The sequence below is a fragment of the Acidovorax sp. 56 genome (assembly GCF_002749705.1).
In the GTDB taxonomy this organism is placed as follows: Bacteria; Pseudomonadota; Gammaproteobacteria; order Burkholderiales; family Burkholderiaceae_C; genus Acidovorax.
Genome location: NZ_PEEV01000001.1, coordinates 2,818,876 through 2,832,287, shown reverse-complemented (window position 1 = coordinate 2,832,287; position 13,412 = coordinate 2,818,876). Strand labels below are relative to the sequence as shown.

Genomic DNA, 13,412 nt, shown 5'->3' with positions numbered 1-13,412 from the left:
TTCCCGAATGGCGCAGGCGCGCAGCGCCTCAGGGGGATGCACTCTATAAAGCCGTGGTTTGTCGCACCGCATGCTCCCAGTTCGCCATTAGCTCTTGCGCACGGCTGCTGCTGAGCGTGGGCACAAAACGGCGGTCGGCGCGCCACAGGTGGGAGAGTTCGCTGGTGCTGGCGTACACGCCGCTCGACAGGCCTGCCAGGTAGGCCGCGCCCAGCGCCGTGGTCTCGATGACCGCAGGGCGCACCACCGGGATGCCCAGCAGGTCGGCCTGGAACTGCATCAGCAGGTCGTTCACACACGCGCCGCCATCCACGCGCAGCTCGCTCACCGGGGCGCCACCGGCGGCCACGGCGTCGCGGCTCATGGCCAGCAGCAGGGCGGCGCTTTGGTAGGCGATGCTCTCGAGCGCCGCGCGGGCAATGTGGGCAATGGTGCTGCCGCGCGTGAGGCCCGTGATGGTGCCGCGTGCGTCGGGCTTCCAGTAGGGGGCGCCCAGGCCGGTGAAGGCGGGCACCATCATCACGCCGCCCGAATCGGGCACGCTTTGCGCGAGGGACTCGACCTCGCTGCTGTTGGTGATGGCGCGCAGGCCATCGCGCAGCCACTGCACCACGGCGCCGCCCACGAAGACCGAGCCTTCCATGGCGAACTCGGGCTGGGTGGTGGCTTGCGCCGCGCTGGTGGTGAGCAGGCCGTTCTGGCTGGTCTGGAAGGTGTTGCCCGTGTGCATGAGCATGAAGCAGCCCGTGCCATAGGTGTTCTTTGCCATGCCCGCCGTGAAGCAGGCCTGGCCGAAGAGTGCGCTTTGCTGGTCGCCCGCCACGCCGCCGATGCGGATGGGGTGGCCCAGCAGGTCGGCCGCCGTGTCGCCAAAGTGGGCGGCCGAGGGCAGCACTTCGGGCAGCAGCGCCTTGGGGATGCGCAGCAGCGCCAGCAGCTCGTCGTCCCACTGGTTGGTGTGCACATTGAACAGCATGGTGCGCGAGGCGTTGCTCACGTCCGTCACATGCACCTGGCCGTGGGTCAGCTTCCACATCAGCCAGCTGTCGACCGTGCCAAAGGCAAGCTCGCCGCGCTCCGCCGCCTCACGCGCACCGGGCACGTGGTCCAGCAGCCACTGCAGCTTGGTGCCGGAGAAGTAGGCATCCACCAGCAAGCCCGTCTTGGCCTGGATGGTGGCAGCGTGGCCTTGGCTTCGCAGCTGGGCGCAGGCGGGTTCGGCGCGGCGGTCCTGCCACACGATGGCGTGGTGCACGGGCTGGCCCGTCTTGCGGTTCCACAGCACCGTGGTTTCGCGCTGGTTGGTGATGCCCACGGCACGCACGGCGCTGGCCGCAATGCCCGCCTTGGCCAGCGCATCGCGTGCGGTGGCAAGCTGGGTGCGCCAGATTTCCAGCGGGTCGTGCTCCACCCAGCCGGGCTGGGGGTAGATCTGCGGCAGCTCCAGCTGCGCCTGGGCCACGATGTGGCCGCGTTCATCGAACACGATGCTGCGGGAGCTGGAGGTGCCTTGGTCGAGTGCGAGCAGGTAGGTCATGGTCAAAAGAATTCAGGGGTTCATGCAGCTACCGTGCAGATGACGCCAGCGTCTTGCAGCAGGGCAGGGAAGGGCTCAGGCGGCGGCGCATCAGTGAACAGCCGCCCAATCTGATTGAGCGTGGCCAGTTGCACCATCGCTGGGCGGTTGAACTTGCTCTGGTCGGCGGCCAGCCACACCTCGCGGGCCTGGCCGATGATGGTTTGCGCCACTTTCACCTCGCGGTAGTCAAAGTCGCGCAGCGAGCCGTCGGGCTCGACGCCCGAGATGCCGATGAGGGCGATGTCCACCTTGAATTGGCGAATGAAATCCACCGCCGCTTCGCCCACGATGCCCCGGTCGCGTGGGCGCACCACGCCGCCGGCCACGATGACCTCGCACTCGGGGTTGCTGCACAGGATGGCCGCCACGTTCAGGTTGTTGGTGATGACGCGCAGGCCGCGGTGGTGCAGCAGGGCCTTGGCGATGGCCTCGGTGGTAGTGCCGATGTTCAGGATCAGCGAGCAGTTGTTCGGCACCTGTTCGGCCACGGCGCGGGCAATGCGGGCCTTGCCTTCGGCGTGCAGGGTTTCGCGCTGGGTGTGGGCCAGGTTCTCCACCGTGGAGCTGGGCACACGCACCCCGCCATGAAAGCGCGTGAGCAGGCCCGACTCGGCCAGCCGCTGCACATCGCGGCGCACGGTCTGCAGGGTCACGCCCAGGGTGTCGGCCAGTTGTTCCACGGTGGCGGACTTGCGGGTGCGCACTTCTTCAAGCAGTTGCAGTTGGCGGGGGTTGGTGTTCACGGGCAGACGGATGGGTTGTGCGTTCGGGGTGCTCGCCTGGGTGGTGCAGGCAGCGTTTTGTCATCGAATCGTAACGAAACTGAAATGAAAAGAAAGCGAACGCCGTACGCTTTGCTGGACTTTAAATCGAACGAAAACGAAATGATTAAGGGTAAACCTGGATTCGATTCGAATCAAAAAGAACAAAAATGAAAAATATCGAAAATCACGGGCGGCTGGCATCCATGCAGGTCGTCTTGTCACACAGGCCGTTGGGCCGGAAGAGGATGCTTCATGCAGCTGGCACTGGACAGCATCAGCAAAAGGGTGGGGGCGCAGACCTGGCTTTATGACATGAGCCTGGCCTTGCAAAGCAATGCCGTGACGGTGCTGCTGGGCGCCACCCAGGCAGGCAAGACCAGCCTGATGCGCATCATGGCGGGGCTGGACACGCCCACCGCAGGCAAGGTGACGGTGGATGGTGTGGATGTGACGGGCATGCCTGTGCGCGAGCGCAACGTGGCTATGGTGTACCAGCAGTTCATCAACTACCCCTCGATGAAGGTGTTTGACAACATCGCCTCGCCACTGAAGCTGCGCGGCGACAAGGACATTGACGCCCGGGTGCGTGAGTTGGCCGGTCGGCTGCACATCGACATGTTTCTGGACCGCTACCCGGCCGAGTTGTCGGGCGGGCAACAGCAGCGTGTGGCGCTGGCGCGTGCACTGGCCAAGGGCGCGCCGCTGATGCTGCTGGACGAACCCCTGGTGAACCTGGATTACAAGCTGCGCGAAGAGCTGCGCGAAGAACTGACGCAGCTGTTTGCCGCAGGCCAATCCACCGTGGTGTATGCCACCACCGAGCCGGGCGAGGCGCTGCTGCTGGGCGGCTACACCGCCGTGCTCGATAAAGGTCGGTTGCTGCAATACGGCCCCACGGCCGAGGTGTTCCACGCGCCCAATTCGCTGAGTGTGGCGCGCGCCTTCAGCGACCCGCCGATGAACCTGATCCCTGCCACGCCCTTGGCGCAAGGCGTGCGGTTGCAAGGCGGTAGCGATCTGGCCATTCCACTGCCCTCAGGCAGCGCCGCTGGCGCCTTGACGGTGGGCGTGCGCGCCAGTGCCCTGCGCGTGCATGCGCGCCCCGGCGACGTGAGTGTGAGCGGTGTGGTCGAGCTGGCCGAAATCTCGGGCTCGGACACCTTTGTGCACGCCCACACGCCCTGGGGCGAGCTGGTGGCGCAGCTCACTGGTGTGCACTACTTTGAGTTGGGCACAGGCATCACCTTGCACCTGGACCCGGCGCAGGCCTATGTGTTTGGCGCAGATGAGCGCCTGGTGTGGGCGCCTGCCCGCCACCTGGCCGTACAAGGAGGTCGCTGAGATGGCGCGTATCAGTCTGGACTTGGCGCATTCGTACAAGCCCAATCCGCAGCAGGACAGCGACTACGCGCTGCTGCCCCTGAAGATGGAATTTGAAGACGGCGGCGCCTATGCGCTGCTGGGCCCCTCGGGCTGTGGCAAGACCACCATGCTCAACATCATGTCGGGCCTGCTCGTGCCATCGCACGGCAAGGTGCTGTTTGATGGCCGCGACGTGACCCGTGCCAGCCCGCAAGAGCGCAACATTGCGCAGGTGTTCCAGTTCCCGGTGATCTACGACACCATGACGGTGGCCGAGAATTTGGCCTTTCCGCTCAAGAACCGCAAGGTGCCTGAAGCCCAGATCAAAGAGCGCGTGGGCGCGATTGCCGAGATGCTGGAGATGAGCCACCAGCTCAACATGCGCGCAGCGGGCCTGTCGGCCGACCAGAAGCAAAAAATATCGCTGGGCCGTGGCCTGGTGCGATCGGACGTGGCGGCCGTGCTGTTCGACGAGCCGCTCACTGTGATCGACCCGCACCTCAAGTGGCAGCTGCGCCGCAAGCTCAAGCAGATCCACCATGAGCTCAAGCTCACGCTGATTTACGTGACGCACGACCAGGTGGAGGCACTGACCTTTGCCGACCAGGTGGTGGTGATGACGCGGGGCCGCGCGGTGCAGGTGGGATCGGCCGATGCGCTGTTTGAGCGGCCCCAGCACGTGTTTGTGGGGCACTTCATTGGCTCGCCGGGCATGAACTTTTTGCCTGCACAGTCGGACGGTGCTGAGCTGACCGTAGCGGGCCATCGCCTGGCGGCCCCCGCAGGGCGTGCGCTGCCCACGGGTTCGCTGCAGGTCGGCATTCGCCCCGAATACCTGGCGCTGGCCGCTGCGCAGCAGCCCGGCGCATTGGCCTGCAGCGTGGCGCAGGTGCAGGACATCGGCACCTATCTGATGCTGACCGCGAAGGTGGGCGAGCACACGCTCAAGGCCCGCTTCAGCCCCGAGACGCGGCTGCCCTCGGCAGGCGACACGGTGTGGCTGCAGGTGCTGGGTGAGCACACCTGCTTTTACAAGAATGAGGAGTTGCTGGCATGAGCGCAACCACCAAACCCGTGAACCAGAAGGCCTGGTTCCTGATCCTGCCGGTCATCCTCTGCGTGGCCTTCTCGGCCATCTTGCCGTTGATGACGGTGGTGAATTATTCGGTGCAAGACATCATCAGCCCCGAGCGCCGCGTGTTTGTGGGCACCGAATGGTTTGCCGCCGTGATGCGCGACGAGGAGCTGCACTCGGCCTTGTGGCGGCAGATCACCTTCTCGCTGGCCGTGCTGGCGGTGGAGATTCCGCTGGGCATTTTGCTGGCGCTGTCCATGCCCGCGCAGGGCTGGAAGTCGTCCGCCGTGCTGGTGGTGGTGGCGCTGTCGCTGCTGATCCCGTGGAACGTGGTGGGCACCATCTGGCAGATTTATGGCCGGGCCGACATCGGCCTGATGGGCCGCATGCTGCAGGAGATGGGCATTGAATACAGCTACACCGGCAACGCCACGCAGGCCTGGCTGACGGTGCTGCTGATGGATGTGTGGCACTGGACGCCGCTGGTGGCGCTGCTGGCCTTTGCCGGGCTGCGCTCCATCCCCGACGCGTACTACCAGGCTGCCCGCATCGATGGCGCCAGCAAGCTGGCGGTGTTCCGCTACATCCAGTTGCCCAAGATGCGCGGCGTGCTGATGATTGCGGTGCTGCTGCGCTTCATGGACAGCTTCATGATCTACACCGAGCCCTTTGTGCTCACAGGCGGTGGGCCGGGCAATGCGACCACGTTCCTCTCGCAGTACCTCACGACCAAGGCGGTCGGCCAGTTCGACCTGGGGCCTGCCGCAGCGTTCTCGCTGATCTATTTCTTCATCATCTTGCTGCTGTGCTTCATCCTCTACAACTGGATGCAGCGGGTGGGCACCGTCAGCGACGAAGGGGCTGGCCATGCATGAAAAACGCTTCCAAAAACGCACGCTGTTCCTGATCGCGTACCTGCTGTTTGCGCTGTTGCCCATCTATTGGATGGTGAACATGAGCTTCAAGACGAATGCCGAAATTCTTTCGACGTTCTCCTTTTTTCCGCAGCACTTTACATGGGACAACTACAAGACCATCTTCACCGATGAGAGTTGGTATTCGGGCTACATCAACAGCCTGATTTACGTCAGCATCAACATGGTGATCACGCTCACCGTGGCCCTGCCAGCGGCCTATGCGTTCTCGCGCTACAGCTTCCTGGGTGACAAGCATGTGTTCTTCTGGCTGCTCACAAACCGCATGACGCCGCCGGCCGTGTTTTTGCTGCCGTTCTTTCAGCTCTACACCACCGTGGGGCTGATGGACACGCACATTGCCGTGGCGCTGGCGCATCTTTTGTTCAGCGTGCCGCTGGCGGTGTGGATTTTGGAAGGCTTCATGAGCGGCATTCCGCGCGAGATCGACGAGACGGCCTACATCGATGGCTACAGCTTTCCGCGCTTTTTCCTCACCATCTTCCTGCCGCTCATCAAGGCCGGTGTGGGCGTGGCGGCGTTCTTCTGCTTCATGTTCAGCTGGGTGGAGCTGCTGCTGGCCCGCACGCTGACCAGCGTGAACGCCAAGCCCATCGTGGCCACGATGACGCGCACGGTGAGCGCCAGCGGCATGGACTGGGCCACGCTGGCGGCGGCGGGTGTGCTGACCATCGTGCCGGGTGCGATCGTGATTTGGTTTGTGCGCCACTACATCGCCAAGGGTTTCGCGATGGGACGGGTGTGACAAGGGAGACAGAACTATGAACCACAGCAATTCTTCGCAGAGTGCGCAGGCTGTCCCCTGCCAGCGGCAGCCGTGGAACGGGCTTGGCCCGGCCACCGGCTGCGTCCCCCTGGGGGGAAGCGCCGCAGGCGCACAGGGGGGGCACCATGTTTGACTGGATGGCTTGGACGTTGCCCGTGGCGGTGTTCTTCATCTGCATCGTGCTCATGCTGATCGGCATGGCGGTGTGGGAGGTGAAATCGCCCACAACGATGCGCAAGGGCTTTTTGCCGCTGGAGACCACGCGCGGTGATCGGCTGTTTATCGGGCTGCTGTCGGCGGCCTATGTGAACCTGATTTTTGTGGGCATCAGCGGCAAGCTGGCGCAGTGGTTCAGCTTGGATGGCGATCCGTCCATCTGGATCAGCTTTGTGCTGTCGATGGCGCTGCTGGCGCTGGTGATGCGCAAGGGGTGATGGGCGCTTGGGCATCTGTGCGGTATCAAAACGATAGCTGCCAGCGCTTATTTGGTAAGTGATTGAGATAAAAAAGTATCTGAAACATAGGTGCAGCAAGCGCTAGCAGCTATTGTTTTTGATGATGACAAGCCCCGGCCCGATTCCCCCCAGGGCCGGTGTTCATCCACCATGGGGGTTCCATCTGAGGAGACAACAATGAAGATGCAGTTCACGGCGATCGCGTTCGCCGCCGCCACCCTGGCCCTGGGGCAAGCCGCCTGGGCCGGCGAGGCCGAAGCCAAGAAGTGGATCGACAGTGAGTTCCAGCCATCCACGCTGAGCAAAGACCAGCAGATGGCCGAGATGAAGTGGTTCATCGACGCTGCCAAGAAGCTCCAGGGCAAGGGCGTCAAGGAAATCTCGGTGGTGTCCGAGACCATCACCACCCATGAATACGAATCCAAGACGCTGGCCAAGGCGTTCGAGGAAATAACTGGCATCAAGGTCAAGCACGACCTGATCCAGGAAGGCGACGTGGTCGAGAAGCTGCAGACCTCCATGCAGTCGGGCAAGTCGATTTACGACGGCTGGATCTCCGACTCGGACCTGATCGGCACGCACTACCGCTACGGCAAGATCATGAGCCTGACCGACTACATGAGCGGCACCGGCAAGGAGTGGACCAACCCCGGTATCGATATCAAGGATTACATCGGCACCAAGTTCACCACCGGACCTGACGGCAAGATGTACCAATTGCCCGACCAGCAGTTTGCCAACCTGTACTGGTTCCGCGCCGACCTGTTCGAGCGCAAGGACATCAAGGACAAGTTCAAGGCCAAGTACGGCTATGACCTGGGCGTGCCACTGAACTGGTCTGCCTACGAAGACATCGCCGAATTCTTCACCAACGACGTCAAGCAGATCGACGGCAAGGCCATTTACGGCCACATGGACTACGGCAAGAAGGACCCCTCGCTGGGCTGGCGCTTCACCGATGCCTGGCTGTCGATGGCCGGCACCGCCGACATCGGCGCGCCCAATGGCCTGCCGATCGACGAGTGGGGCATTCGCGTGGCCGACGACAAGTGCACGCCCGTGGGCGCCAGCGTATCCCGTGGCGGCGCGACCAACTCGCCAGCCGCTGTCTACGCCCTCACCAAGTACGTGGACTGGATGAAGAAGTACGCACCCAAGGAAGCCACGGGCATGACCTTCGGCGAGGCCGGCCCTGTGCCTGCCCAGGGCCAGATCGCGCAGCAAATCTTCTGGTACACCGCCTTCACCGCCGACATGACCAAGCCCGGCCTGCCTGTGGTGAACGCCGACGGCACCCCCAAGTGGCGCATGGCCCCCGGCCCGAACGGCCCCTATTGGAAGCAGGGCATGCAAAACGGCTACCAGGACGTGGGCAGCTGGACCTTCTTCAAGGACCACGATGCCAACAAGACCGCTGCTGCCTGGCTCTATGCCCAGTTCGTGACGGCCAAGACCACCTCGCTCAAGAAGACCCTGGTGGGCCTGACCCCGATCCGCGAGAGCGACATCCAGTCCAAGGCCATGACCGATGCAGCGCCCAAGCTGGGCGGTTTGGTGGAGTTCTACCGCAGCCCCGCCCGCGTGGCATGGTCGCCCACCGGTACCAACGTGCCCGACTACCCCAAGCTGGCCCAGCTGTGGTGGAAGAACGTAGCCCAGGCCGTGACGGGTGAAAAGACCCCGCAAGGCGCCATGGACACGCTGGCCGACGAGATGGACCAGGTGATGGCCCGCCTGGAGCGCGCTGGCATGGCCCATTGCGCGCCCAAGCTCAACAAGAAGGAAGACCCCAACAAGTGGCTCAGCGACAAGCAAGCGCCCTGGAAGAAGCTGGCCAACGAAAAGCCGAAGGGCGAAACCATCGCCTACCAGACCCTGCTGGACGCCTGGAAGGCTGGCAAGGTGCGCTGATGCGCGGGTAGTTTGATGGCAGCGCACGGCACAGCAAGGTGTGCCGTGCCTGCCGCCCTACCTGGGGCGATGGTGGTGGGCAGCCCCAGGGTGGTTGTGTCTTTTTTGTTGCCTCTTTGGCCTTGCGCCCGCCTGGAGCTGGCGCAAGGTTTGTCACCCAAGCCCTCCACTGGTGTTACAAAATCAAGGGTTAACCCTTAAAAACTGTGGCCTCCCATGGACAATCAGCACCCATGACCAATGTTTCAGCCCCCCTTCCCACCCCGCGTGCCGAACTTCTGGACCGTTTGGCCCAGCCGCACTTGTATGACCTGGCCGTGATTGGCGGGGGCGCCACGGGCCTGGGTGTGGCCTTGGATGCGGCGGCGCGTGGTTTCAGTGTGGTGCTGGTGGATTCGCACGATTTCGCCAAGGGCACCTCATCCCGGGCCACCAAGCTGGTGCACGGTGGCGTGCGCTACCTGGCGCAGGGCAATATCTCCCTGGTGCGCGAGGCCTTGCACGAGCGCACCACGCTGCTGAGCAACGCCCCCCACCTGGCGCAGCCCCTGCCGTTTGTGATGCCGTCCTACCGCTTTTGGGAGACGCCCTTCTACGGCATCGGCCTCATGATGTACGACGCCCTGGCGGGCAAGGCCGGGTTGGGTGCCACGCAGTTCCTGGGGCGCGAACGTACCTTGCAGTGCCTGCCCACGGCCCGCAAAGACGGACTCAAAGGCGGCGTGAAGTATTGGGATGGCCAATTTGACGACGCTCGTCTGGCCCTGGCGCTGGCGCGCACCGCCGCCAGCCGCGGAGCGCTGCTGGTGAACTACTGTCCCGCCAAGAAGCTGGTCCATGAAGGTGGGCGGGTGGCTGGGTTCGAGTGTGAAGACATGGAATCTGGCCGTGCTTTCACGGTCAAGGCGCGCTGCGTGGTGAATGCCACGGGTGTGTGGGTGGATGGTCTGCGCCAAATGGACGGGGAGGCCATTGGCAAGCCCGTCAAGCCTATCGTGGCGCCCAGCCAGGGCGTTCACATCGTGGTGGACAAAGAATTTTTGCCGTCAGACCATGCGCTGATGGTGCCCAAGACGGCGGACGGACGGGTGCTTTTTGCGGTTCCGTGGCTGGGCAAGCTCATTTTGGGCACCACAGACAGTCCCCGCCAGGATGTGGTGCGCGAGCCTTTGCCGTTCAAGGAAGAAGTCGCCTTCATCCTGAACGAGTCTGCCCGCTACCTGACCCGCGCGCCCAAGCCCGAGGACATTCGCAGCATCTGGGTCGGGTTGCGCCCCTTGGTCAAGCCGCAGGACGATGACGGCGGTAACACCAAGAGCATTAGTCGGGAGCACACCGTGCTGGCCAGCCGCAGCGGCCTGGTCACCGTGACGGGCGGCAAGTGGACGACCTATCGCGCCATGGCCGAAGACGTACTGCAAAAGTGCTTTGATACTGGGGCTTTGCCGCCCAAGGCTGCGGGTGTGACCAACCAGCTGCCGCTGGTGGGTACCCCGACCGAGGCGGTGCGCCACCGCATCAGCGACGCGCCAGGCATGCATTCTTATGGGGCAGATGCCGCGCAAGTGGCGGGTTTGCCAGGGGCATCCAATGCCTTGGGCGGTGGATTGACCGAGGCGATGGTGCGGTTTGCTGCACGCTTTGAATACGCCCGAACCGTCGAGGACGTGCTGGCGCGCCGCTCGCGCATGCTGTTCCTGGACGCCCGCCTTGCCCAGGAGGTTGCCCCTGCCGTTGCAGAGATCCTGCGAGAAGAGTTGGGTGGCGACCCGCAGTTGCCTGCTTTTTTGGCATTGGCACCACAATATTTGCGCCCAGAAATGTGATAGGCGCTTGACTTGGCGCTTTGGGTTTGCAATAATCAAAGGCTTCGCGTTTAAAGCGTGAAGTTTCTGCCCAGCGGGAAGTGCTGCAAATGGTTTGCGGTGCGGACGACGGGCCCAAGACTGACTGGCTGATTTGCAGCCCTTGAGAAGTTCTCTGGGGCTGTTGTCTTCTGGTGCAAGTTGGGAATATTGAAATGATCCAGACAGAATCTCGGTTAGAGGTTGCCGACAACACCGGCGCTAAGTCCGTCCTTTGCATTAAGGTGCTGGGTGGCTCTAAGCGTCGCTATGCAAGCGTTGGCGACATCATCAAGGTGAGCATCAAAGAAGCCGCTCCACGTGGCCGCGTCAAAAAAGGCGAGGTTTACAGTGCAGTGGTGGTTCGCACGGCGAAGGGTATTCGTCGCGGCGACGGCTCGCTCGTCAAATTCGATGGCAACGCTGCGGTGTTGCTGAATGCAAAGTTGGAGCCTATCGGCACCCGCATCTTTGGACCCGTGACGCGCGAGCTGCGTACCGAAAAGTTCATGAAGATCGTGTCCCTGGCTCCTGAAGTTCTCTAAGGACGCGCCATGAACAAGATTCGCAAAGGCGACGAAGTCATCGTGCTGACAGGGCGCGACAAGGGCAAGCGCGGCACAGTGTCGCTGCGCAAAGATGACTCTTATGTGGTCATCGACGGCATCAACCTGGTCAAGAAGCACGCCAAGCCAAACCCCATGAAGGGCACAACTGGCGGCATCGTTGAAAAGGCTATGCCAATCCATCAGTCCAACGTGGCCATCTTCAATGCGGCTACCGGCAAGGCTGATCGCGTGGGTATCAAGGTGCAGGCTGATGGTTCGCGCATTCGCGTGTTCAAGTCCAGCGGCGCTGAAATCAAGGCGGCCTAAGGGGTAAACATGGCACGACTGCAAGAAATTTACCGCGACAAAGTCGCTCCCGAGCTGACCAAACAGTTCGGTTACACCTCGCCCATGCAGGTTCCACGTCTGACCAAAATCACCCTGAACATGGGTGTGAGCGAAGCCGTGTCGGACAAGAAGGTGATGGACAACGCCGTGGCTGACCTGACCAAGATTGCTGGTCAAAAGCCTGTGGTGACCAAGGCCAAGAAGGCTATCGCTGGTTTCAAGATCCGCGAAGGCCAAGCCATTGGTTGCATGGTCACGCTGCGTGGCGTGCAAATGTATGAGTTCCTGGACCGTTTCGTGACCGTGGCATTGCCCCGCGTTCGTGACTTCCGTGGTATCTCTGGCCGTGCCTTTGATGGTCGTGGCAATTACAACATCGGTGTCAAGGAACAGATCATTTTCCCTGAAATCGAGTACGACAAGGTTGACGCTCTGCGTGGCCTGAACATCAGCATCACCACAACGGCCAAGACCGACGAAGAAGCCAAGGCGCTTCTGGCTGGTTTCCGTTTCCCGTTCAAGAACTGAGGCGAAGCATGGCTAAAGTAGCTTTGATCCAGCGCGAACTGAAGCGCGAAAAACTGGCTGCCAAGTACGCAACCAAGTATGCGGAACTGAAGGCAATTGCTGGCGATGCCAAGCGTAGTGACGAAGAGCGTGAAGCTGCTCGTCTGGGCTTGCAAAAGCTCCCACGCAACGCCAACCCAACGCGTCAGCGCAACCGTTGCGAAATCACCGGCCGCCCTCGCGGTACCTTCCGTCAATTCGGTCTGGCCCGTGCCAAGATCCGTGAACTGGCTTTTGCAGGCGACATCCCCGGTGTCACCAAAGCCAGCTGGTAAGCAGGCAGGAGAGATTAAACATGAGCATGAGTGATCCCATCGCTGACTTGCTGACCCGCATCCGTAATGCACAGATGGTCTCCAAGGCCACGGTTCTGGTGCCTTCTTCCAAAGTGAAGATCGCCATCGCCCAAGTGCTGAAGGACGAAGGTTATATCGACGGCTTCCAAGTGAAAACTGAAGCTGGCAAGTCCGAACTCGAAATCGCCCTGAAGTACTACGCAGGCCGTCCAGTGATTGAGCGCATTGAGCGCGTCAGCCGCCCTGGTCTGCGTGTCTACAAAGGCCGTGATTCCATTCCACAAGTTATGAACGGTCTGGGTGTGGCAATCGTCACGACTCCTAAGGGCGTGATGACTGATCGCAAAGCGCGTGCTACCGGTGTCGGTGGCGAAGTGCTGTGCTACGTGGCCTAACCGCGGCATTGAGGAGTAACTGAAATGTCCCGAGTAGGAAAAATGCCCGTGACCATCCCCGCTGGTGTGGATGTGTCGATCAAAGATGACCAGATCTCCGTCAAGGGTTCTGGTGGCGCACTGACACTGGCACAAAACGTGTTGGTCAAAGTGTCCAGCAATGATGGCAAGTTGAGCTTCGAGCCTGTGAATGACTCGCGTGAAGCCAACGCCATGAGCGGTACGCTGCGTCAGCTGGTCAACAACATGGTTGTTGGCGTGAGCAAAGGCTTTGAAAAGAAGCTGAGCTTGGTTGGTGTGGGTTACAAAGCTGCTGCATCCGGTTCCAAGTTGAACCTGGCTGTGGGTTATTCCCATCCCGTCAATTTCGAAATGCCTGCTGGCATCACTGTCGCAACACCCACCCCTACCGAAGTGGTAGTGAAGGGTGCCGACCGTCAGCGCGTGGGTCAAATTGCCGCTGAGATTCGTGCTGTTCGTCCTCCCGAGCCTTACAAGGGCAAGGGCATCCGCTACGCGGATGAGAAGATCACGATCAAAGAGACCAAGAAGAAATAAGGAGCTGCA

At 61.9% G+C, this 13,412-nt stretch carries 15 protein-coding genes; 13 read left to right on the top strand and 2 right to left on the bottom strand.

The genetic code is table 11. The features are described 5' to 3' along the window. Positions 1-43 precede the first annotated feature (43 nt). On the bottom strand, positions 44-1,537 hold the full coding sequence (glpK, locus tag CLU88_RS12610; RefSeq protein ID WP_099656894.1) for a glycerol kinase GlpK: 1,494 nt from the start codon (positions 1,535-1,537) through the stop codon (positions 44-46). 20 nt (positions 1,538-1,557) lie between these two features. Beyond that, a complete protein-coding gene (locus tag CLU88_RS12605; protein ID WP_099656893.1) occupies positions 1,558-2,322 on the bottom strand; it encodes a DeoR/GlpR family DNA-binding transcription regulator in 765 nt (254 codons plus the stop codon). 273 nt (positions 2,323-2,595) lie between these two features. Here CLU88_RS12605 and CLU88_RS12600 point away from each other — a divergent pair, with 273 nt between their 5' ends. The 13 genes from CLU88_RS12600 (at position 2,596) to rplF (ending at position 13,403) form a co-directional block, all read left to right on the top strand. Then, positions 2,596-3,684 (top strand): ABC transporter ATP-binding protein, encoded by a 1,089-nt coding sequence (locus CLU88_RS12600; protein ID WP_099656892.1) that lies wholly within the window; start codon positions 2,596-2,598, stop codon positions 3,682-3,684. Position 3,685: 1 nt separating this feature from the next. After that, a complete protein-coding gene (locus tag CLU88_RS12595) occupies positions 3,686-4,762 on the top strand; it encodes an ABC transporter ATP-binding protein (RefSeq protein WP_099658836.1) in 1,077 nt (358 codons plus the stop codon). Further along, positions 4,759-5,655 carry a carbohydrate ABC transporter permease gene (locus CLU88_RS12590; protein ID WP_099656891.1) on the top strand — a complete coding sequence of 299 codons (897 nt, stop codon included), beginning with the start codon at positions 4,759-4,761 and terminating at the stop codon, positions 5,653-5,655. The genes CLU88_RS12595 and CLU88_RS12590 overlap by 4 nt, the downstream gene beginning before the upstream one ends. Further along, positions 5,648-6,460 carry a carbohydrate ABC transporter permease gene (locus CLU88_RS12585; protein ID WP_099656890.1) on the top strand — a complete coding sequence of 271 codons (813 nt, stop codon included), beginning with the start codon at positions 5,648-5,650 and terminating at the stop codon, positions 6,458-6,460. The genes CLU88_RS12590 and CLU88_RS12585 overlap by 8 nt, the downstream gene beginning before the upstream one ends. Positions 6,461-6,606: 146 nt before the next feature. Then, positions 6,607-6,915, top strand: coding sequence for a DUF2160 domain-containing protein (locus CLU88_RS12580; protein WP_099656889.1), 309 nt, complete (start codon positions 6,607-6,609; stop codon positions 6,913-6,915). Positions 6,916-7,113: 198 nt separating this feature from the next. Next, a complete protein-coding gene (locus CLU88_RS12575; RefSeq protein WP_099656888.1) occupies positions 7,114-8,847 on the top strand; it encodes an ABC transporter substrate-binding protein in 1,734 nt (577 codons plus the stop codon). Between the two features lie 233 nt (positions 8,848-9,080). Further along, positions 9,081-10,673: a glycerol-3-phosphate dehydrogenase/oxidase gene (locus CLU88_RS12570; protein ID WP_099656887.1), complete on the top strand. Its 1,593-nt coding sequence runs from the start codon at positions 9,081-9,083 to the stop codon at positions 10,671-10,673. A gap of 194 nt (positions 10,674-10,867) precedes the next feature. Further along, positions 10,868-11,236, top strand: a complete 369-nt coding sequence (rplN, locus tag CLU88_RS12565; protein ID WP_007861702.1) for a 50S ribosomal protein L14 — start codon at positions 10,868-10,870, stop codon at positions 11,234-11,236. A gap of 9 nt (positions 11,237-11,245) precedes the next feature. Further along, positions 11,246-11,566 (top strand): 50S ribosomal protein L24, encoded by a 321-nt coding sequence (rplX, locus tag CLU88_RS12560; protein ID WP_099656886.1) that lies wholly within the window; start codon positions 11,246-11,248, stop codon positions 11,564-11,566. 9 nt (positions 11,567-11,575) lie between these two features. Next, on the top strand, positions 11,576-12,115 hold the full coding sequence (gene rplE, locus CLU88_RS12555; protein ID WP_099656885.1) for a 50S ribosomal protein L5: 540 nt from the start codon (positions 11,576-11,578) through the stop codon (positions 12,113-12,115). Between the two features lie 8 nt (positions 12,116-12,123). Further along, complete coding sequence (rpsN, locus tag CLU88_RS12550; RefSeq protein WP_099656884.1) at positions 12,124-12,429, top strand: 30S ribosomal protein S14; 306 nt, start codon at positions 12,124-12,126, stop codon at positions 12,427-12,429. Between the two features lie 20 nt (positions 12,430-12,449). Continuing rightward, positions 12,450-12,845: a 30S ribosomal protein S8 gene (rpsH, locus tag CLU88_RS12545; RefSeq protein WP_005793636.1), complete on the top strand. Its 396-nt coding sequence runs from the start codon at positions 12,450-12,452 to the stop codon at positions 12,843-12,845. A gap of 24 nt (positions 12,846-12,869) precedes the next feature. Continuing rightward, complete coding sequence (gene rplF / locus CLU88_RS12540) at positions 12,870-13,403, top strand: 50S ribosomal protein L6 (protein WP_099656883.1); 534 nt, start codon at positions 12,870-12,872, stop codon at positions 13,401-13,403. The last annotated feature ends 9 nt before the right edge of the window (positions 13,404-13,412 follow it).